At 69.5% G+C, this 18,392-nt stretch carries 17 protein-coding genes; 7 read left to right on the forward strand and 10 right to left on the reverse strand.

Features of this window, described 5'->3' with window-relative positions; genetic code table 11:
* Positions 1-10: 10 nt before the first annotated feature.
* Positions 11-1,087 (forward strand): RICIN domain-containing protein, encoded by a 1,077-nt coding sequence (locus tag AOZ06_RS38405; RefSeq protein ID WP_054293858.1) that lies wholly within the window; start codon positions 11-13, stop codon positions 1,085-1,087.
* A gap of 85 nt (positions 1,088-1,172) precedes the next feature.
* Entirely contained in the window at positions 1,173-1,787 is a 615-nt protein-coding gene (locus AOZ06_RS38410) for a hypothetical protein (protein WP_054293859.1), read from the forward strand.
* Between the two features lie 8 nt (positions 1,788-1,795).
* Here AOZ06_RS38410 and AOZ06_RS38415 read toward each other — a convergent pair whose 3' ends face one another.
* Positions 1,796-3,802 (reverse strand): MMPL family transporter, encoded by a 2,007-nt coding sequence (locus tag AOZ06_RS38415; protein WP_054293860.1) that lies wholly within the window; start codon positions 3,800-3,802, stop codon positions 1,796-1,798.
* Positions 3,803-3,875: 73 nt separating this feature from the next.
* Between AOZ06_RS38415 and AOZ06_RS38420 the strand changes: the two genes are divergently transcribed.
* On the forward strand, positions 3,876-4,370 hold the full coding sequence (locus AOZ06_RS38420) for a MarR family winged helix-turn-helix transcriptional regulator (RefSeq protein WP_054293861.1): 495 nt from the start codon (positions 3,876-3,878) through the stop codon (positions 4,368-4,370).
* Here AOZ06_RS38420 and AOZ06_RS38425 read toward each other — a convergent pair.
* From AOZ06_RS38425 to AOZ06_RS38435, 3 genes are read right to left on the reverse strand one after another with little or no spacing between them, the layout of a single operon-like run.
* Positions 4,337-5,236 (reverse strand): TolB family protein, encoded by a 900-nt coding sequence (locus AOZ06_RS38425; protein ID WP_054293862.1) that lies wholly within the window; start codon positions 5,234-5,236, stop codon positions 4,337-4,339. The genes AOZ06_RS38420 and AOZ06_RS38425 overlap by 34 nt on opposite strands.
* The gene (locus tag AOZ06_RS38430) at positions 5,233-6,429 is read right to left on the reverse strand and encodes an MFS transporter (RefSeq protein ID WP_054293863.1); all 1,197 of its coding nucleotides are present in this window, start codon (positions 6,427-6,429) and stop codon (positions 5,233-5,235) included. Before AOZ06_RS38430 ends, AOZ06_RS38425 begins: the two co-directional genes overlap by 4 nt.
* A 54-nt stretch (positions 6,430-6,483) precedes the next feature.
* The gene (locus tag AOZ06_RS38435; RefSeq protein WP_083472204.1) at positions 6,484-7,701 is read right to left on the reverse strand and encodes a metallophosphoesterase family protein; all 1,218 of its coding nucleotides are present in this window, start codon (positions 7,699-7,701) and stop codon (positions 6,484-6,486) included.
* 194 nt (positions 7,702-7,895) lie between these two features.
* Here AOZ06_RS38435 and AOZ06_RS38440 point away from each other — a divergent pair, with 194 nt between their 5' ends.
* The 3 genes from AOZ06_RS38440 (at position 7,896) to AOZ06_RS38450 (ending at position 13,242) form a co-directional block, all read left to right on the forward strand.
* A complete protein-coding gene (locus tag AOZ06_RS38440) occupies positions 7,896-8,816 on the forward strand; it encodes a hypothetical protein (RefSeq protein ID WP_054293865.1) in 921 nt (306 codons plus the stop codon).
* Between the two features lie 155 nt (positions 8,817-8,971).
* Positions 8,972-9,556 carry a TetR/AcrR family transcriptional regulator gene (locus AOZ06_RS38445; RefSeq protein ID WP_054293866.1) on the forward strand — a complete coding sequence of 195 codons (585 nt, stop codon included), beginning with the start codon at positions 8,972-8,974 and terminating at the stop codon, positions 9,554-9,556.
* 71 nt (positions 9,557-9,627) lie between these two features.
* Positions 9,628-13,242, forward strand: a complete 3,615-nt coding sequence (locus AOZ06_RS38450; RefSeq protein ID WP_054293867.1) for a S8 family peptidase — start codon at positions 9,628-9,630, stop codon at positions 13,240-13,242.
* Here AOZ06_RS38450 and AOZ06_RS38455 read toward each other — a convergent pair.
* Positions 13,239-14,264 carry a helix-turn-helix transcriptional regulator gene (locus AOZ06_RS38455; protein WP_054293868.1) on the reverse strand — a complete coding sequence of 342 codons (1,026 nt, stop codon included), beginning with the start codon at positions 14,262-14,264 and terminating at the stop codon, positions 13,239-13,241. The two genes, AOZ06_RS38450 and AOZ06_RS38455, sit on opposite strands and share 4 nt — an antisense overlap.
* A 64-nt stretch (positions 14,265-14,328) precedes the next feature.
* The gene (locus AOZ06_RS38460) at positions 14,329-14,520 is read right to left on the reverse strand and encodes a hypothetical protein (protein WP_054293869.1); all 192 of its coding nucleotides are present in this window, start codon (positions 14,518-14,520) and stop codon (positions 14,329-14,331) included.
* 297 nt (positions 14,521-14,817) lie between these two features.
* On the opposite strand from AOZ06_RS38460, the gene AOZ06_RS38465 reads away from it, so the two are divergent.
* Entirely contained in the window at positions 14,818-15,285 is a 468-nt protein-coding gene (locus AOZ06_RS38465; protein ID WP_054293870.1) for a zinc-binding dehydrogenase, read from the forward strand.
* On the opposite strand, the gene AOZ06_RS57105 is transcribed toward AOZ06_RS38465, so the two are convergent.
* The 4 genes from AOZ06_RS57105 to AOZ06_RS38485 all read right to left on the reverse strand — a co-directional run bounded on the left by AOZ06_RS57105 (position 15,239) and on the right by AOZ06_RS38485 (position 18,299).
* Positions 15,239-15,673, reverse strand: a complete 435-nt coding sequence (locus AOZ06_RS57105; protein ID WP_157233480.1) for a hypothetical protein — start codon at positions 15,671-15,673, stop codon at positions 15,239-15,241. The genes AOZ06_RS38465 and AOZ06_RS57105 overlap by 47 nt on opposite strands.
* A 313-nt stretch (positions 15,674-15,986) precedes the next feature.
* Positions 15,987-16,688, reverse strand: coding sequence for a GOLPH3/VPS74 family protein (locus tag AOZ06_RS38475; protein WP_054297237.1), 702 nt, complete (start codon positions 16,686-16,688; stop codon positions 15,987-15,989).
* Entirely contained in the window at positions 16,685-17,404 is a 720-nt protein-coding gene (locus AOZ06_RS38480) for an ABC transporter permease (protein WP_054293872.1), read from the reverse strand. The genes AOZ06_RS38475 and AOZ06_RS38480 overlap by 4 nt, the downstream gene beginning before the upstream one ends.
* A gap of 10 nt (positions 17,405-17,414) precedes the next feature.
* Positions 17,415-18,299, reverse strand: a complete 885-nt coding sequence (locus AOZ06_RS38485; protein WP_054297238.1) for an ABC transporter ATP-binding protein — start codon at positions 18,297-18,299, stop codon at positions 17,415-17,417.
* Positions 18,300-18,392 lie beyond the last annotated feature (93 nt).

Raw genomic sequence — 18,392 nt, forward strand, 5'->3', positions numbered from 1 at the left:
GAACACATCGGTGGCCAGATTATCGTGGCGGACCGCGACCACCGCCGTCGCGGCGCTGGCCGCGGCCGTGAGTGTCGCGTCGGCCCCGGCCCCGGCCTCGGCCTCGGCCGCGCCCGACCAGACCGCGGCCCCCATGGCGCTGATCCAGCTGTCGTTCACGTCGGCAGGCACCGGCGAGCGGTTGGACGTCAGGAACAGCGGCAGCTTCGACAACGGAGCCGTCGTCGTCGCACCAGCTCCCGGCAACGCCCAGTCGTGGCGGATCAACACCGGCGGGGGCGACGGGGCGTTCGCGGTCGTCAACGAGAAGGCCAACAAGTGCCTCGACGGCCGGTTCAACGCCACGCAGTTGCAACCGTGCGACGGTCGCGCGAGCGAGAAGTGGTACTTCCAGCCGGTCAACGGGTCGGCGCAGAAGGCGTTCATGCTCCGCCACGAAGCGGACGGACTGTGCTTGGGCGTGAAGTCCGACTTCATGAACAACAAGACCGGCGTGATCGAAGCCTGCAACGGTACGCCGACGCAGCAATGGGTCCTGCCCGAGGACAGCTACTCTGTGGCGTACCACTCGGCGGTCGACTACGCGGCCGCACGATGCGCCAAGGACCGCTCAACCTGCTCGTGGTCCACGGGTACGCAGACGCCGCCGTTCCTGATGCAGGCGACGTGCGTCTCGCCGGTGTGGTTCAACGGCACGTCGACGTCGATCCCGTGGACGTTCTCGCTCAACACCTCGACGGGGTGGAAGAACACCATCGGGTTCAGCCTGCAGGCGAAGCTGACCGTCGGGGTGGCACCGCTGCAGGCGGAGGTGTCCGCGACAGTGCACGGCGAGGTGTCGCTGGACCTCAAGCAGGACTTGGGCAACAGCCTGGTCGTGACCGTGCCGCCACGGATGTACGGCTGGGTGGCGTTGTCCGAACTGGCGACCAAGGTGACAGGCAAGTGGACGTTCGACACCCAGGGCTTCCCCTGGACGGCGGAAGACGAGATCACCGTGCCGCTGAAGTACGACACGAACGGCGGCGCCAGCATCTACAGCGCCAAGACAGCCGCCACCTTCACCTCGTGTGACGCGCAGACATAGCAACACCTGATCGGCGTGCCGGCCTCGTCCTGACTGGACCGACAGTCAGGACGAGGCTGTGCGGCAGAACGGAGACTTCCCAGCGATGAGGTTCTTGCGGCGACGTGCCTCGGATCCGTCAGCGGGCGTGGTGCCCCGTGAGTGCCCGGACTGCGGCTCGCCGAAGCTGGTGAAGGAGAAGCACCCCTTCACCGCGATCCACCTCGTCGAGGACGACCGCAGCGTCTCCTGCCGCTACAACCGGATCCAGGTCGTCTGCAAGCGGTGCAGGTTCCTCGTGAACGACGACCTGAACGGCGACGCGGCACAAGCCTACGCCCGGTTGACGGCGCAAGTCGGCGGTTCGCAGGTGGACCTGACCGCCGAGGTGGCCGGCGCCGTCCGCGTCGCTGGGAGGCTTCCGGCGCTGCCGGACGCCGAGCGGCAACGGGACTACGACCTCGTGCGCAAGGTCTGGGGTTGCGCTGGTATGCACCCGGTTCCCGCGGATGAGCTGGCGGACGCGATGGCCCGGATCATCCGCGGGTACTTCGCCGAAGGTGCGTTCCGGGTCAAGGTGGAGACGCTGGACGAGCCTGTCCTGATGCTTTCCTTCGCCACCGCCACCGGGTTCCGCCCGGTGCGGCTGACGCGCGGGCAGGACGGGGATTTCTTCGTGTACGGCCAGATCCAGCTGACCCGCGTCCTCGGCGTGATCTGAGGACCCGCTCAGGCCTTGGCGAGCTTGGACGGCCACCAGATGCGGCGGCCGATGTCCAGTGCCAGCGCGGGGACCAGCAGGGAACGGACGATCAGCGTGTCGAGCAGGACGCCGAACGCGACGATGAACGCGATCTGGGCGAGGAACAGGATCGGCAGGACGGCCAGCGCGGCGAAGGTCGCGGCGAGCACCACGCCCGCCGACGTGATCACGCCGCCGGTGACGGTCAGGCCACGCGACACCCCGGCGTGGGTGCCGTGCCGGATGGATTCCTCGCGGACTCTCGTCATCAGGAAGATGTTGTAGTCGATGCCCAGTGCCACCAGGAACACGAACCCGAACAGCGGCACGACGGGGTCCGCGCCGGGGAAGCCGAGTACGTGGTTGAACACGATCGCCGAGACGCCCAGTGTGGCTGCGTAAGACAGCACGACCGTCCCGATCAGCAGCAAAGGGGCGAGCAGCGACCGCAGCAGGAAGGCCAGCACCGCGAAGATCACCACCAGCACGATCGGGATGATCACGTTGCGGTCCCGTACCGAGATCTCCTGGGTGTCGAGCAGTGTCGCGGTGCGTCCGCCGACCCGCGCGTCGGCTCCTGGGACGGCGTGCACGGCGGCGCGCAGGCGTTTCACCGTGTCCAGTGCTGGTCTCGCGTCGGCCGCCGCGGTCAGGGTGGCCTCTGCTTCCGCGAGGTTTCCCTTGTTCTGCACGGTGATCCGGACGTCCGCGACACCTTCGACCCGCGCGGCCGCGGCGACCTCGCCGATCCGGTCCGCCTTCGCGACGATCACCGCCGGGCTGCCCGCTCCGGCCACGAAGTGCCGGGTCAGGATCTCCTGTCCGGCCACTGAGTCGGCGCGGTTGAGGAACACGTCGGTCTGCGCGGTGCCGGACGCCTTCAGCTGGGGCAGGAACGCCACGCCTGTCAGCAGGATCAGGGTGGTGACGATCCAGGTGACGCGGGGGCGGGCCGCGATGAGCTTCGCTGCCTTGGCCCACGCACCGGTCTTCACTGTCGCTTTCGGACGGTACGGCCAGAACGCCGAGCGGCCGAGGAGCGCCAGCACCGCGGGCAGGAACGTCAGCGACACGACCAGCGCGGCGCCGATGCCGATCGCCGCCACCGGGCCGAGCCCCTGGTTGGACCGCAGGTCACTGAACAGCAGGCACAGCACGCCGAGTATCACTGTGCCCGCGGAGGCCGCGATCGGCTCGACGGTCGCCCGCCACGCCTTGCCGACGGCTTCCAGGCGGTCCGGTGTGGTGACCAGTTCCTCGCGGTAACGGGCCACCAGCAGCAGCGCGTAGTCGGTCGCCGCGCCGAACACGAGGATGAACAGGATGCCCTGGCTCTGCCCGTTGAGGTCGATGATGTCGTTGGCGGTCAGGGCGTACACCGTCAGACTGGCCAGGCCGAGTGCGAACACACTGGACACGAGCACCACGAACGGCAGCAGCGGACTTCGGTACACCAGGATCAGGATCACCACGACCACCGCGCCGGCCACGAGCAACAGCAGCCCGTCGATCCCGGAGAACGCCTCGCCGAGGTCGGCGGCCAGCGCCGCCGGGCCCGTCACCAGCACGGTCAGGCCCGCCGGGGTGTCCGTGGCCAGGATCTCGCGGGCGCGTTCGACGGCGTCGCCCGGGTCCACCGCGCCGTCGAAGGGCACGATCACCTGCAGCGCCTCGCCGTCGTCGGACCGGCGCGGCGGCGGGACGTCCGCGATCTGCCTGGTCCGCTCCGCCAGGAACCGCTGGTCCTGTTCGGTGACGCCGCCCGGGCGTTCGGCGGCCACGATGGCCGGGATGGTCTGCCGCTCGGCGAACAGCCGCTGCTGCTCGCCGACCTTGGTCGACTCGGCCGATTCGGGCAGGAACGCGGCGCTGTCGTTCTCCGCGACCTTGGCCAGCTTGCCCGCGAACGGCCCGCTGATCCCGCCGAGCGCGAGCCAGCCGACGATCAGCAGGGACGGCAGCAGCCACCGCCGCCGGGACTTGTCGGTCGGCACGAGTCCTCCGAGTGATTCGAAATTCTGATGATTCGATTTTCGAATCACCACCGCGGGACGATACAGTGCGACCGTGCGGAACGCGAGTGGGGACGACGCGACCCTCGTCCGGCTGCTGCGGCAGTTCAACGTGGAGAGTGACCAGTTCACGCGGCTGTTCGGCGACGCGCACGGCCTGCACCGCACGGACATGAACGCCCTGGTGATCGTGATGGAGGCCACGCGGCGCGGACGGCCGATCACCCCGGGCGAACTCGCCCGCGCGCTGCACCTGAGCGCGTCCGCGACCACGACAGTGCTGGACCGCCTGGTCGCCGCCGGGCACGTGCGGCGTGACCGCGACCAGGCCGACCGGCGCCGGATCGAACTGGTGACCTCGCCGACGGCGATGAAGGCGGGCGAGCGGTTCTTCCGGCCGCTGGGCGTCGAGCTGTCACACGCTTGGCGCGACTTCTCCGACGACGAACGAGCCGTCATCGCCAGGTTCCTCACGGCCAGCGTCGAAGCAGCCGCGCATGCCCGCGCGAAGCTGAGTCAGCGAACCACGGCAGGCGAAGAAGCGTTCTGACGCACGACCTCCGGACGCCCGGCGCCGGACGCGGGCACCTTGAACACCGCCTGTCCGCGCGTGTACGCCACCGTGGCGTCATCGAGCCACTGTGGCTGGTCGTCGACGTGCTCGGTCTCGGCGAGAGCGACGTCACCGCCGGAGGCCAAGTCCAGCACGTGCAACCGCCACCGCTCACCCGTGCGGAACTTGTAGGCGATACGAGTACCGTCCGGCGACAACGACGGGCATTCGACGTTCTCGCGCAACGATGTCAACGTGCGTGTGTCAAGCGAACCGCGCACCAGCCACGTCTTGCCGCCTGAAGCAGCGGTGGCGTAGAACGTGCGGTCATCACGCGTGAACGTGACGCCCCAGTAGTTCACGTCATCAGCGGTGTGCGGGCGACCGTCCACCAGCAACGAGAAGTCTTCGAGCGAACCGTAGTGCTTGCCGTTCACCAGGTCGTAGATCCCGGCCGTGGTGGAGAACGTCCCGACGCCGCCGATGTACGAGTCACCGGCCCGGAACACCGTCCACGCCACCAAACGGCCGGTCGGTGCGACACGTGCCCGGCTCGGTGTGCCCCATTCGGTGAGGCGAAGCCGTTCTCCGCGTGCGTCGAGTACCAGCAGCTCGGATTGCATCGGCACGGCCGTGACCCGCAGGCACACCAGCGTGCCCGCGGCCACGTCCACCCGTTGACAGCTCGGCCCAGTGCGTTCCGCTTCACGCGCGCGGCCACTGGCGTCCACGTACACGAGCTCGCCGCTGCGCAGCGCCAACGGCTCTTCCCGTTGCGCGCCCACGGACCGCAGACCGACGAACGCCGCACAAGCAAGCACGGCAACGGAAACAAGCACGACACCCAGCCAGGTGCGGTTCATCGCCGTGCTCCGATCAGGATCGCACCGGCCAGCACCACGGCGTACACACAGAACGCGGGCGCGAGACTGAGTCCGGTCGCGACAACGCCGAACAGCACCGCGCCCGCCGCGCGTGCCACTGCCTGTGCTGTCTGGACCAACGCGAGGCCGGTGGCGCGCACCGCCTCCGGCACCAACGGCCCGACGAACGCCATCAGCACACCGTCGGTACACGCGTAGAAGACACCATGTGCCAACGAGACCAGCGCCGCGATGGCCCAGCCTTGCCACGACGCCGCGACAACCAGGTACGCGACTACCAGCACGGCGTGTCCGGCCAGGAACACCCGCCACCGCCCCACCTTGTCAGCGAGTCGCCCGACCGGCGCGGCGGCAACCATGAACGTCAGCGCCGTCGCCAGCGGGAGCAACGGCAGCACACCCGCTGGCAGGCCAGCGGTACGTTGCACCCCCACGAACAGGAACATGTCACCGACCGTGCACACCCCGAGCAGCGCGCCGATGAGGCACACCCGTCGCACAGCACGGTCTCGCACAAGCCACCAGCTCAACGCGGGTCGTGCGGTTACCGTGCCTCGGGGCGCGCGTACGAACACCGCCAGCACCACGACCGCGACCGCACCCAGGCAGAAACTCACCGCGAACACCGCGGTGTAGTCCATGAACAGCACGCTGAGCAGGCCGAACGCCAGCAACGGACCGAGCAGCGCCCCGGCCGTGTCCAACGCCCGGTGCACGCCGAACGCCCGGCCGAGCGCGTCCGGCGCGGTGGCCAGGGTGATCATGGCGTCACGCGGGCCGGTCCGGACGCCTTTGCCCGCCCGGTCGACGCCGATCACCAGGCCGATACCCGCCACGGACGGCCCGGCCAGCGGAAACCCGAGCTTGGCCACCGCCGACAGGCCGTACCCGGCGAGAGCGACGGCTTTCGGGCGGCGCAGCCGGTCGGCGAGGTGCCCGCCGACCAGGCGCAACACCGCCGTCGCGCCGGTGTACAGGCCGTCGATCGCGCCGAGCTGCAGATAGCCGACGCCGAGGCCGTAGACGAGGTACAGCGGCAGCACGGCGGTGACCATCTCGGCGGACATGTCGGTGATCAGGCTGACCACGCCGAGCCCGATGACCGTTCGGGACACCGCTTGTGCCGAGCGGCCCGCAGGCAGGCCGGATGATGGGACGGAGGAGACATACATCGCGGAACCTTTCCGGGATGCGGCGCACGGCTGGGCCGTGCGCCGTCCCCGCACTCACCCAGTTGCCTTGTGGCACTTGCCGGACACGGTGTCGGTGTACGTGCGTCCGGCGACCGGTACGAAGTCGTGGCGGTAGCCCGTCGCGGTGAGCGTCAGCTTGGCAACGCCGAAGGTGTCGGCGTTGCCCGCTTCCTGGACAGCCGCCGAGTTCATGTCGTAGCTGTAGAACCCGCGGCCACCGGTGCCGACCAGCAGTTGCCGCACGCCGTTGGCGTCGTCACGGGCACCGTTCGGTTTGGACAGCGCGAACCGCTGGTAGTTGTGGTCGTGACCGACCACGACAAGATCCGCTTTGGCGTTGTACAGCGCCTCGAAGAACGGCGTGATGGACGTGTTGTCACCGTGGTCGCCGCGGCTGAACCGCGGGTGGTGCCAGTAGGCGGCGGTGCACGGCTTGGTGCTCGCGGCCAGGTCCTTCTTGAGCCACGCGACCTGCGTTGAGCTCGCCGTGCGGCTGATGTTGGAGTTCAACGCGACGAAGTGCCAGTCGCCCACGTCGAAGCTGTAGTAGCCCTTGCCGCGTTCGCCTGCCAGTGCGCCGAAGTAGTCGAAGTACCCGGCCGCCGACGACGTCTTGTACTCGTGGTTGCCGGGCGTCGGGTGCACGATCGACCTGAACTGGCCGAAGTTCGGGTCGTAGCGCTGCCGGTACTCGCTCAGGCTCCCGGACTCGTAGGCGTTGTCGCCCGCCAGGACGAGCGCCTGCGCGTTCAGGTTCTTGACCACGGCGGCGGTCTGGTCGCACGAGGATCCGCACAGGTCACCGACCGCGGCCACGGTGGAGGTCGCCTGGGCGAGCTCACGCGTGCTGGACTGGTAGTAGTCGATGGAGTAGCGGCTGGCACTGTCGGCGAAGCGCGGCGTGACGCGTACGCAGTCGCCTTCGAACGCCCTGGTGTGGAACGCTTTGCCCGGCCAATGAGCCGAGGTCAGGGTGAACGTGCCGGAGGCCGACCCGGTCAGGGTGACGGAGTCGTTGCCGTGCAACGACAGTTCCGCGAACCGGATTCGCATCCACTTCGCCCCGGACGCGCACACCTCGCCGGTCGTGACCGAGCGCGGCACCGCGCCCGAGGTCACGCCGGGTTCGGCGATCTGCGGGACTTCGGGTTCCTGGGAAGCAGCAGGTGGTTGCGTGGCAACAACAACAAGAGCGACAGCCGCCGTGCAGGTCGCACCGCGGCGCCATCGCCGGCGCAGGGATGATCTCATCGGAATCCTTCAAGAGGGTGCGGGGTAAGGACTTCCACGCACGTGCCGCGGGTTCCCGGCACGTGTTCCGAGGTTCGCGGACGACTCTAACCCGGCCGGAGCGGCCGTCGGCGAATCGAGTCCAGCGCTCGCTGGACAACTCTGAACGGCCTGGCCGGGGTACCCTCGCCGGACCCTCCAGAAGGGATCCCGCGATGACTGCCGACACCACCACCCGTGGTCGCACCGAGTTCGGGGCCGCGCTGCGCACGGCGATCGGGCGCAGCGGACTGAGCCTCAGCGAGATCAGCCAGCGCCTGCGCGAACAGAACACGCCGGTCAGCGTGAGCGCGCTGAGCTACTGGCAGAACGGCGAGAACCGCCCGGAACGCGCGAGTTCCCTGGCCGCGGTGGCCGCGCTGGAGGCGATGCTGGGCCAGCGGCCCGGGACGCTGACGTCGTTGCTCGGCCCGCGCAGACCCCGTGGCCGGATGGCCACCAAGCGACCGGGCGGCGCCGTCACCTACGACCAGATCTGGCGCCGCCCGCAGAACATGGCCCACGTGTTGTCCAAGGTGGACGCCGTACCGGCGGATCTGGACAGCCCGCACCGGCTCTCGCAGTTCGTGTCGTACCGCGTCAACGCACAGGGCTGTGAGGAGTCGATGCGCGTGCGCAGGCTCGTGCGCGCCGACCACGACAACACGACCAGGTTCGTGTTCGTGGTCAGGTGCAGCACCCTCCCCCAGCCGCCGGTGGTCACGTTCACCGAGGGGTGCCGGGTCGCCAGGTTCCGGGCCGACGTGCCGAGCTCGACGTCGGTGTTCGAGTTCGCCCTCGACCGCCCGCTGGCCGGTGGGGAACTGGCGGCGGTGGAGTTCGCGCTGCGGTTCCCGCCCGGCCAGACGAGCGGGCACACCCAGGTCGCGATCTACCGGCCCGCGCGGGAGATGGTGCTGCACATCGCTTTCGACCCGGCGATGCGGCCGCGTACGTGCTTGGGCTACTTCCAGCCGCGCAGCGCGCTGCCGCGCGAGTACCGGCCCGGGGTGAGCTTCGACGACCGCACCACCACGTACCAGTTCATCACCCTGGACCCGGCGCCCGGCCAGTACGGCATCGAGTGGAGCTACTGAGCCTCCAGGTGGTCGCGACGTGGGTGACCGATCTGTTCTGGGCTTGTCTGTATTCCTCCCTACTTGACCGGGGATGGCTGCTCTACGATGGCGAGCAAGCGGAACATCGCTCCAGTACTGCACGGAACCCCGTTCCGCCTAGTCAGGAGGACTCCATGACCACCGCGGGACGGTCCAAACGAGCCGACGCCCGGCGCAACGAGAAAACCCTGCTCGACGCCGCCGCCGCCGTCTTCGTCACGTCAGGCGTGGACGCGCCGGTGCGGGACATCGCGGCCAAGGCCGGTGTCGGCATGGGCACCATCTACCGCCACTTCCCGACCCGCGCGGACCTCATCATCGCCGTCTACCGGCACCAGGTGGAGGCCTGCGCCGAAGCCGGGCCCGCGCTGCTGGCCGGGAGCGAGACCCCGCACGTCGCACTCGGACAATGGATCGACCTCTTCGTCGACTTCCTGGTCACCAAACACGGCCTCGCCGGGGTCCTGCAGTCCGACAAGTCCGGCTTCGACACGCTGCACACGTACTTCCTCGACCGCCTCGTGCCCGTGTGCGGGCACCTGCTCGACGCGGCGGCCGCCGCGGGCGAGATCCACACCGATCTGACCGCGCTCCAGCTCATGCGTGGCGTCGGCAACCTCTGCATCGGCGCCGACGACCCCCGCTACGACGCCCGACGGCTTGTTGCCGTTCTCATCGCGGGATTGCGCCAGCCACCTGTGCCCGGAACGGCGTCATAACTACGACATGTCGTATCTGTGACAGCGTCCAGGTAGTGACTTGATCCACTGGGTACCCCGACGCTGGGCCGATGCACTGGAGATCACGCTTTCTCGCCATCGGCTGCGCCGGTGCACTCGTTCTCGGCGCCGCGCACGTCGCGAGCGCCGCGCCTGTCCCCGCGGCGCCCGGCGCCGCGGCGAAGGCCGTCCGGCACGCCATCACACTGGTCACCGGCGATACCGTCCACATCGAACAGTTACCGGACGGCAGACAGGCCGCGGCCATCAAGCCCGGCCCCGGTCGCGAGCAGATCGACTTCCACCAGCAGGAGGTCGACGGAAACCTGTTCGTGATCCCGCAGGACGCCATGCCGTCGCTCACCAGCAGACGGGTCGACCGCGCCCTGTTCAACATCACCGAACTCGTCCGGCAGGGCTACACCGACGAGCAGACACCCCAGTTGCCGCTGATCGTGCGCTACGGGCAGCAGCGCGCGACGCTGGCCGCCGCCGAGGCCGGTGTGACGCTGGCGAGCGTGCGGAGCCAGGCCGTCCGGGCGGACAAGCGCCGGGCGGGCGAGTTCTGGCAGTCCGCGAGCGGCGTCGAGCGGATCTCCCTCGACCGCAAGGTGCGGGCCTCGCTGGACCACAGCGTTCCCCAGATCGGCGCGCCGGAAGCGTGGGCCGCCGGATACGACGGCACCGGCACGACCGTCGCCGTGCTGGACACCGGTGCCGACGCCGGTCACCCCGACCTGAAGGGCAAGATCGCCGGTTCGGCCAACTTCACCACGGCCGCGGACACCGTCGACCACTTCGGTCACGGTACGCACGTCGCCGCGACCGTCGCGGGCAACGGCACCCGCAAGGGCGTGGCTCCGGGGGCGAGACTGCTGGTCGGCAAGGTCCTCGACGACGAGGGCTCCGGCTACGAGTCGTGGATCCTCGCCGGGATGGAGTGGGCGGTCAGTTCCGGCGCCAAGGTCGTCAACCTGAGCCTGGGCGGCGGGCCGACCGACGGCACCGACCCGATGAGCCAGGGCCTCAACGAGATCAGCGAGCGGACCGGCACGCTGTTCGTGGTCGCGGCGGGCAACGACGGCGCCAACGGCCCGTTCAGCGTCGGCACGCCAGGTTCGGCGGACGCGGCGCTGACCGTCGGCGCGGTGGACCGGGACGAGAAGCTCGCGGACTTCTCCAGCCGCGGGCCGCGGATGACCGACATGGCCGTGAAGCCGGACATCACGGCGCCGGGCGTGGACATCGTGGCCGCCCGCGCGGCGGGAACCTCGATGGGGAATCCGGTGGACGACAAGTACACCGCCGCGTCCGGAACCTCCATGGCCACGCCGCACGTCGCGGGCGCGGCGGCGATCCTGGCGCAGCGCAACCCGACGTGGACCGGCAAGCAACTCAAGGACGCGCTGGCCAGCACGTCCAAACCCGTTGACCTGACCGTGTTCGAGCAGGGCGGCGGCCGGGTCGACGTGCCGCGCGCGGTCAAGCAGAGCGTGTACGCCACGGGGACGCTCAGTATCGGTGCTGTCACCGAAAACGTGGTGCGCAAGGAAGTCACGTACACCAACGCCACCACCGCGCCCGTCACCCTGAACCTGGCGCTCGACCTGAAGTCCTTCAGCGGGAGCCCGGCCGGTGACGCCGCCCGCCTCGAGAAGTCCACTGTGGAGATCCAGCCGGGTGCCGCCGCGACCGTCGGGATCGTGGCCGACGGCTCGAAACTGAAGCACGGCACGTACGGCGGACGGCTGACGGCCACCGCCAACGGCGTGCTCGTGCACACCGCGGTGGGCCTGAACAAGGAAGCGCCACAGCACAAGGTGACCGTCGTCCCGTTGGACACCAAGGGCAAGCCCGGGTTCGTGCCGCTGCTGTCGTTCTGGGGCGAGGACTCCCGGTTCGACAACCGCTGGACCCCGAAGCCCGACGGCACATGGGAGACGGTCGTGGCCGAGGGCGACTACTACCTCTCCGCCATGATCACCGAGAACGAGAAAAGCGCCTACCTGGTGGTCAAGCCGACGGTCCGGATCACCAAGGACACCACGGTGACCGTGGACGCACGCGAAGCCACCCAGGTCGTCGTCGAGACACCGCAACCGTCGCGGCAGAAGGGGATCTTCAGCTTCTACGCCCACCGCGAGTTCGGCGCGCGCAACATCACCAACTACGTGATGAAGTTCGAGGGCACCCGCAAGCTGTACGTCACGCCGACCGAGAAGGTGCGGGACGGGGCCTTCGAGTTCGGCAGCCGGTGGTCGCTGGTCGCGCCCGTGCTCACGGCCACCCCGCTGGCCCCGGACACCAAGCTGGAACCGGAGTACCTCGCCAGTTCGCCGAAGATCAAGGGGATGCGGCTGTGGCAGGTGGTGCCCGTCGGCGCCGGGCAGGCCGGTGACTACCGGGGCAAGGACGTCCGGGGCAGGATCGCACTGGTCAGGCCGACCCCGGAGCAGTACGACGAGGTCGTGCTCGCCGGCAACGCCGCCAAGGCGGGTGCGGCGATGGTGCTGATCGCGGATCCCGTGGAATGGCGGGCACAGGCCAAGGCCGCCCGTGACCTGCCGATCCCGACGGCCAGCGTGACCTACGACGAAGGCCGGCGGCTGGTCGAAGCGGGCAGGCATTTCCCGGTGTTCGTGTTCCTGCACGGCATCCCGGAAAGCCCGTACCTGTACGACGTGATGCACGTCGAGCAGGGGCAGGTGCCCAGCCGCGTGGTGTACCGGGTCAACGAACGCAACTCGGCCGTGGTGCGCACCGCCTACCACGAGTCCGGCGGTGACAACCAGCTCAAGGAGCAGCGGTTCGGCTGGCGGCCGTGGCAGAAGACGGCGGTCAACCAGTACCAGCGGGTCGTGGCCAGCCCGTCGGTCCGCGAGGAATGGGTGACCGCGGGTGACACGACCTGGCAGCACCGGGTCAAGCACCAGCTCAGCTGGGAGAGCATGAACCCGCTGATGGGTGGCATGCTGGAAGCGCCGCGCAAGTACCGCGCGGGTGAGCGCCTCGAGGACGAGTGGTACGCGCCGATCACCCGCCCCGCCATCCCGAAGGGTGTTCCCGGCATCGAGTCCACTCGCAACGGTGACACGTTGCAGCTGCGGATCCCGGAGTTCAGCGACGGCGCGGACACGCACTACGCGTTCACCGACGACGACTTGGGCGAGATGCCGGACAAGCAGTCCGCGAGGCTGTTCAAGGACGGCAAGCTGCTCACCACGGCACCGGACGCGTGGCGTGACGTCCAGGTCTCCCCCGGCCCGGCGGTCTACCGGCTGGAGATGACCGTCGAGCGCACCGGGGCGAACTGGCAGTTCGCCACCCGCACGGACAGCGCGTGGACGTTCAAGTCGCAGAAGGGCGACGGACCGCTTCCGTTGCTCCAAGTGGACTACTCGGTGCCTGCCGATCTGGCCAACAAGGCCCCGGCCGGCCGCAAGGTGACCATCGGCCTGCACGCCCGGCACCAGAACGGCCCCACGTCGGCGAGGTTCAAGGCGTGGGTGTCCTATGACGACGGGAAGGCCTGGCGCGAGGTCGAAGTGGACCGCCAGGGACGTGCCGTGGTCGACCACCCCCGGTTCGACCGGACGAACGGCTTCGTCGCGTTGCGTGTGCAGGGCACGGACGCGGCGGGCAACGCCGTCGAGCAGACGGTGTTGCGGGCGTACGGCCTCAGCTAGCCCGAGGCCACGGCGCCAGTGGACCCCGGTCTCCACCCCTCGTGGAGACCGGGGTCCTGCGTTCGCAGCCATCCGCGTCTGCTGACCTCCCACGCCAGCTGCATGCGGGTGTGCGCGTTCGCGCGGCGCATCAAGTCGGAGATCCGGCGTTGCACGGTGCGTTGGCTGACCTGCAACTGGGTCGCGATCGCCTTGTCGGTGACGCCGCTGACCAGCAACGACAGCAGGAACCGTTCGTCGGTTTCGACCCGGTCCGGCTGGTCGACCAGCAACGGCGACGCCCGCTCCCAGTAACTCTCGAACAACGCGATCAGGGCCGTGAGCAGGTTGCTCTCCCTGACCAGCGCGGCGGTGGGCTCGGTGACGCCGTCGCCGTAAGGCACCAGCGGGCAGAGCGCGATCGAGTCGTCGGCGATGCCGAGCCGCACGGGCAGCGTCGCCACGGAACGCGCTTCCTCACCGTGCCGGACGCCCGCGGCGACGCTCTCGATCATGCCGGGTTCCTCCAGCAGTTCCCGCTCGTACAGGACGCGGTAGCGCACACCCCTGGCCTGCGCCTCGAACTGCTCGGTGTTCTCCGACGACGGCATGGCCACGTGACCGGCCCGGCAGAACCACCGCGTCTCGAACTTGGCGTTGAGCTGCAGCTGGACCGCCTGCTGGCGGATCGCCGCCTTCCCGCTGACCACTTCCACCAGTTGGGACGGGTCACGGCGGCGCGCGCCGCCCCGGTACTCCTCGACCAGCTCGGCGACGGCGTTGCGCGCCCATTCCAGCGATTCCTGGCCGCGCAGCAGCAACGGGCCGAACGCGACGTCCGGTGGCGTCGGCACGTACCGCTGCTCGTGCGGTGCGACTCTCGTGATCAGGCCTTTGGTGTGCAACGACTGCAGGATCTCCAGCACGTCGTCCACACCGAACCCGAGCCGTTCGGCGATGTCCGCGGGCTCAGCCCGGAACGCCCCGACGACCAGCCGGTACACCCGTTCCTCGTCCGGTGTCATCCCAATGGCTTCCAGCACGCCATGCAGCGTAAAGCTCTTGGATACCGATCACCGAGGGCGAATGACCCGGTAGGAGGATCCGTTACCCCGTGCCGAGGGTGCTCTCGAAGACGACCCGGATCACATCACAGCGGATCCAGCGCTGCGTGAGGCACAGCATTCGCCCGTCGCCGCCGCCGTCGCGGTTGAGGCTCTCGATGAACCAGCCGAGGCCGGACAGGGGAGGCGTCGAGCTGGGCGGCGACCTCGGGTTCGAGCATCTCGGCACTGGCACGGACCCGGACCCGGCGCGGTGTGACGCCGGCGACCTCGCTGAGCACCCCGGTGCAGCGAGTCGTCGGCCCGCAGCGCCGCGGCCAGCTCGGCGATCACCGCGGTCGGCACCCACTCGATGCCGGACGATGCCGCCGTGTCATCCACATAGGACCGGCGGACGAGCCGGTGGCACGGGCCGTCGCCCAGGATCGCCGCGACTTCCGGCGGCGGGTCCGCTGTGGCGCACGAGAGGACGACGCCGCGTGGCGAGGCTGGTCCGCTCGCTGGGCGTCGGCTGCTCGTCACGGGAGCAGGCATGCTCGGTGTGACCGCGAGCGCGATGGCCACCGCGGCGGGCGCTGAGGTCGTCGTGGCTGACCCTGATCCCGTGCGACTCGCTCCCGCTGCCCGGTTCGGCGCTGTCGACGGGCAACCCGCGCGCGAGGCGTACGACGCGGCGCTGGAACTTTCCGGGCATCCCGCCGCGGTCGCCCAATGCGTCGAGGCGCTGCGCATCGGTGGACGCGCGGTGCTCGCCGGTTCGGTTTCGGCTGGTCCGCCGGTCGGCATCGACCCGGAACGGGCGGTGCGCGGCCCGCTGACCAGCACGGGCGTGCACAACTACCGCCCGGCCGACCTGGTCGGCGGCGTCGCGTTCCTCGCTGAGCACCACCAGCGCTATCCGTTCGCCGACCTGGTCGGCCCCGGCCACCCGCTCGACCGTATCGACGCGGCGTTCACCAGCGACCAGCGTGGCGTGCTCCGGCAGGCAGTGGTGCCGTGATCGCTCTGCACGCCGGCACCGGAAAGACCTGCTCCGAGGGCCTGCTCGACCGGTTCCCGCACGCCATCAGCCTGGTCTCCGCGATGGACCACACACCGGGTCGCGGGCAGTCCGCGAAACCGGGACCTGGCGGATCGCGATGCGGGCCCGGACCGGCGCCGACGACCAAGCCCTCGACGACTGGCTGAGCTGGCTCCCGGCCGATCCCGGCGCGGTGCGGGACCGCCGCCGTGCTGTCGCCGCGCTCGCCCGCGAGTACGGCCTGCCTTTCGCCTCCGACGACGACGAAACCACCTCGGCCGCTCGCCGACGGCGCCGCGGTCAGCGAGTTCCCGCTCACCGCCGAGGCCGCGGCAGCCGCGCACACCGCCGGGCTCAGCGTGGTCATGGGCGCTCCCAACGCGTGGCGGGGCCGTTCGCCAATCACCGGCCTGTCTGCCCGGGAAACGTTGCGGAGCGGCAATCTCGACGCTTTGACGTCCGACTACCACTCCGCTGCCATGGTCCGTGCCGCGAGCGCGCTGCCGTCTGCCGGGTTGTGTTCGCTCCCGGACGCGGTTCGGCTCGTCACCGCTGCCTGCCGCGGCGGTTGGTCTTCCCGGTCGTCTCGTTCCCGGCGCCCCGGCCGACGTCATCGCTGTACGTGTGAGCCCGGTTCCCGCTGTCGTGGGGTGTTGGGTGGCCGGCGAACGCGTTCGTTCCTAGGTGACCGCGGTGACGACGGAAACCGAGACGGCAGCGCTCGACGCGGCGATCGCCGCAGCCGTCCGGGTCACCGCGGTGCTGACCGCCTCGGCTCCCCAGTTGCCGTTCTCGAACTCCTTGGCACGCTTGATGACCTCGCTCGACCACTTCGGGCTGGGGTGCATTGCCGGCAGGGTTCCGCTCGCCGACAGCAACGCGATCACCGCGGCTGTGCGGGCGTCGGTGTTCTCGCCGTCCTCCAGCACCGCGCGCACCTTCTCGCGCAGTTCCGCTTCGTGCTGGGTGTCAGCGGCCGGCCAGGTGGTGGTGCGGAACAGACCCAGGACTTTCCTGCGTTCACGGCGAACCAGGCCACGCTCGGTCAGCCGGCCGGTCACGGTCTTCCACAGGCCGTTGCCGATGTCGAGCAGCAGGGGCTGGACGCGGCGGGGACGCTCGGCGACCTTGTCGTACGCCGACTGCAACAGGGGATCCGCCAGCGGTCCGTCCCCGACCGTGAGGACTGTGGGGCCGTTGAGTCCCGGGCGGTTGCCGTCGGTGTCGATCCGGCCTGCCAGCGCCAGATCCACGAGGACGGCGCCACCGAGCGTGTGGTGCAGGGTGCCTGCTCCGGCGGGCACTCCGGTCTCGTCGTCGAGCAGCAACAGCAACAGGTCTTCGACGATCAGCATGGTCGTCCCTTCCTCCCGGGTGGTCATCGGCGCGGTTCCCACCGGAAGAACCTCGCGGCCAGCGCGACCGCGACGACCACCCAGGCCACGGTCGGCGCGAGCAGGAGCAGCGAGTCGGTCACGGCCACGCCGCCGTTCCACGCGTTCATCACCAGTTCGGTCGCGGACCCACCAGGCAGCAGTCGCTTGAGCAGCGTGAGCTGCTCTGTCCCGGCGATCCCCACCCAGCTGGCCACGGCGATCACGCCGAGGCTGACGGGCAGCGTGGTCACCTGGGCGTGTTCCGGTGAGTTCGTCAGCCCCGCGGTGGCCAGCGCCAGGCCGATCATCATGATCACCGTGCTGACGACCGCCGCCACGAGCAGGCCGATGTTGTCCGGCACACCGGTGACCGCGCCGAGCACCGCCAGGATCACGATCATCTGCACGGTCGCGACGACGGTGACCGGCAGCACGAGTCCGGTGAGGATGCTCGCGTCACCCGCCGCCGTGGAGCGCAGTCGTTTCAGGAACAGGTTCTGCCTGCGTGAGGCCAATGTGGTCACCGAGGTGGTGTAGAGGCCGAACGCGGACACGGTGAACATCACGATCGCCGCGATGTAGCCGAGGCTGCCGATCTTGGCGAACAGCTCGTGCTGCGAGATGAAGAACGCGCTGACCGCGACGGGCATGACGAAGCTCGTCACCAGCACCAGCCGGTTGCGGAAGATCTGGATCAGCTCGCTCAGAGCGATGGGAAGCATGGTGCCGTCCTTAGTCGTTGCCGATGGAACGGAAGACGTCGTCGAGTCGCGTCGGCCCGGCCGCCAGTTCGGTCAGCTCCACCGCGTGGTCCTGCGCCCACAGCAGCAAGCCGAGCAGGTCCTTCTGCAGGCTGAAGGTCTCGATGCGGAACCGGCCGTCACCGTCGGGCGTGGCCCGCACCGGCAGCGCGGGCGCGGTGGGCGGCACGGCGATGGTGATCACGGCAGGCAGCGTGCGCGTCAGTTCCGCGACTGTGCCTTCCCGGTGCAGAGTGCCTTGGTGCATCAGGCCGATGCGGTCGGCGCGCTGCTGCGCCTCTTCCAGGTAGTGGGTGGTGAGCACGACGGTGGACCCGCCCTCCCGCAGCCTGTCCACCGCGCCCCACAGATCGTCGCGGGACTGGATGTCCAAGCCGGTGGTCGGTTCGTCGAGGAACACCAGCTCGGGCGCCCCGTACACGGCGGTGGCGAAGTCCAGCCGCCGCTTCTCGCCACCGGAGAGCTGGGACACCTTCGTATTCGCCTTGCGGGTCAGGTCGACGACGCCGAGGACGCGCTCGACTGTGTCCGTGCGCTGGGTGAGCTTGCCGATCAGCCGGATCGACTCGCGCACTGTCAGGTCCGGCGCGAAGCCGCTTTCCTGCAGCATGATGCCCATCCGCGGGCGCACAGCCCGCCGGTCGCCCGGGTTCTCGCCGAACACGCGCACAGTGCCCGATGTGGCGGTGCGGTGACCCTCGACGGTCTCCAGGGTCGAGGTCTTGCCCGCCCCGTTCGTGCCGAGCAGCGCGTAGAGTTCCCCGCGCCGCACCTGGAATGACAGGTCCCGCACGGCGTGGAAGTCGCCGTACCGGATGTTCAGGCGGTCAACGTCGATCACTGGTGCGGAAGTCATGCACTGATCACAGTGGATGCGGCCGGGATCGGCCAGTGCGACCACGTCATCACCTCGTCATGACATTCCATCGGGTGAGGGCATGACGCAGTG

Source organism: Kibdelosporangium phytohabitans, from assembly GCF_001302585.1.
Taxonomy (GTDB): domain Bacteria; phylum Actinomycetota; class Actinomycetes; order Mycobacteriales; family Pseudonocardiaceae; genus Kibdelosporangium; species Kibdelosporangium phytohabitans.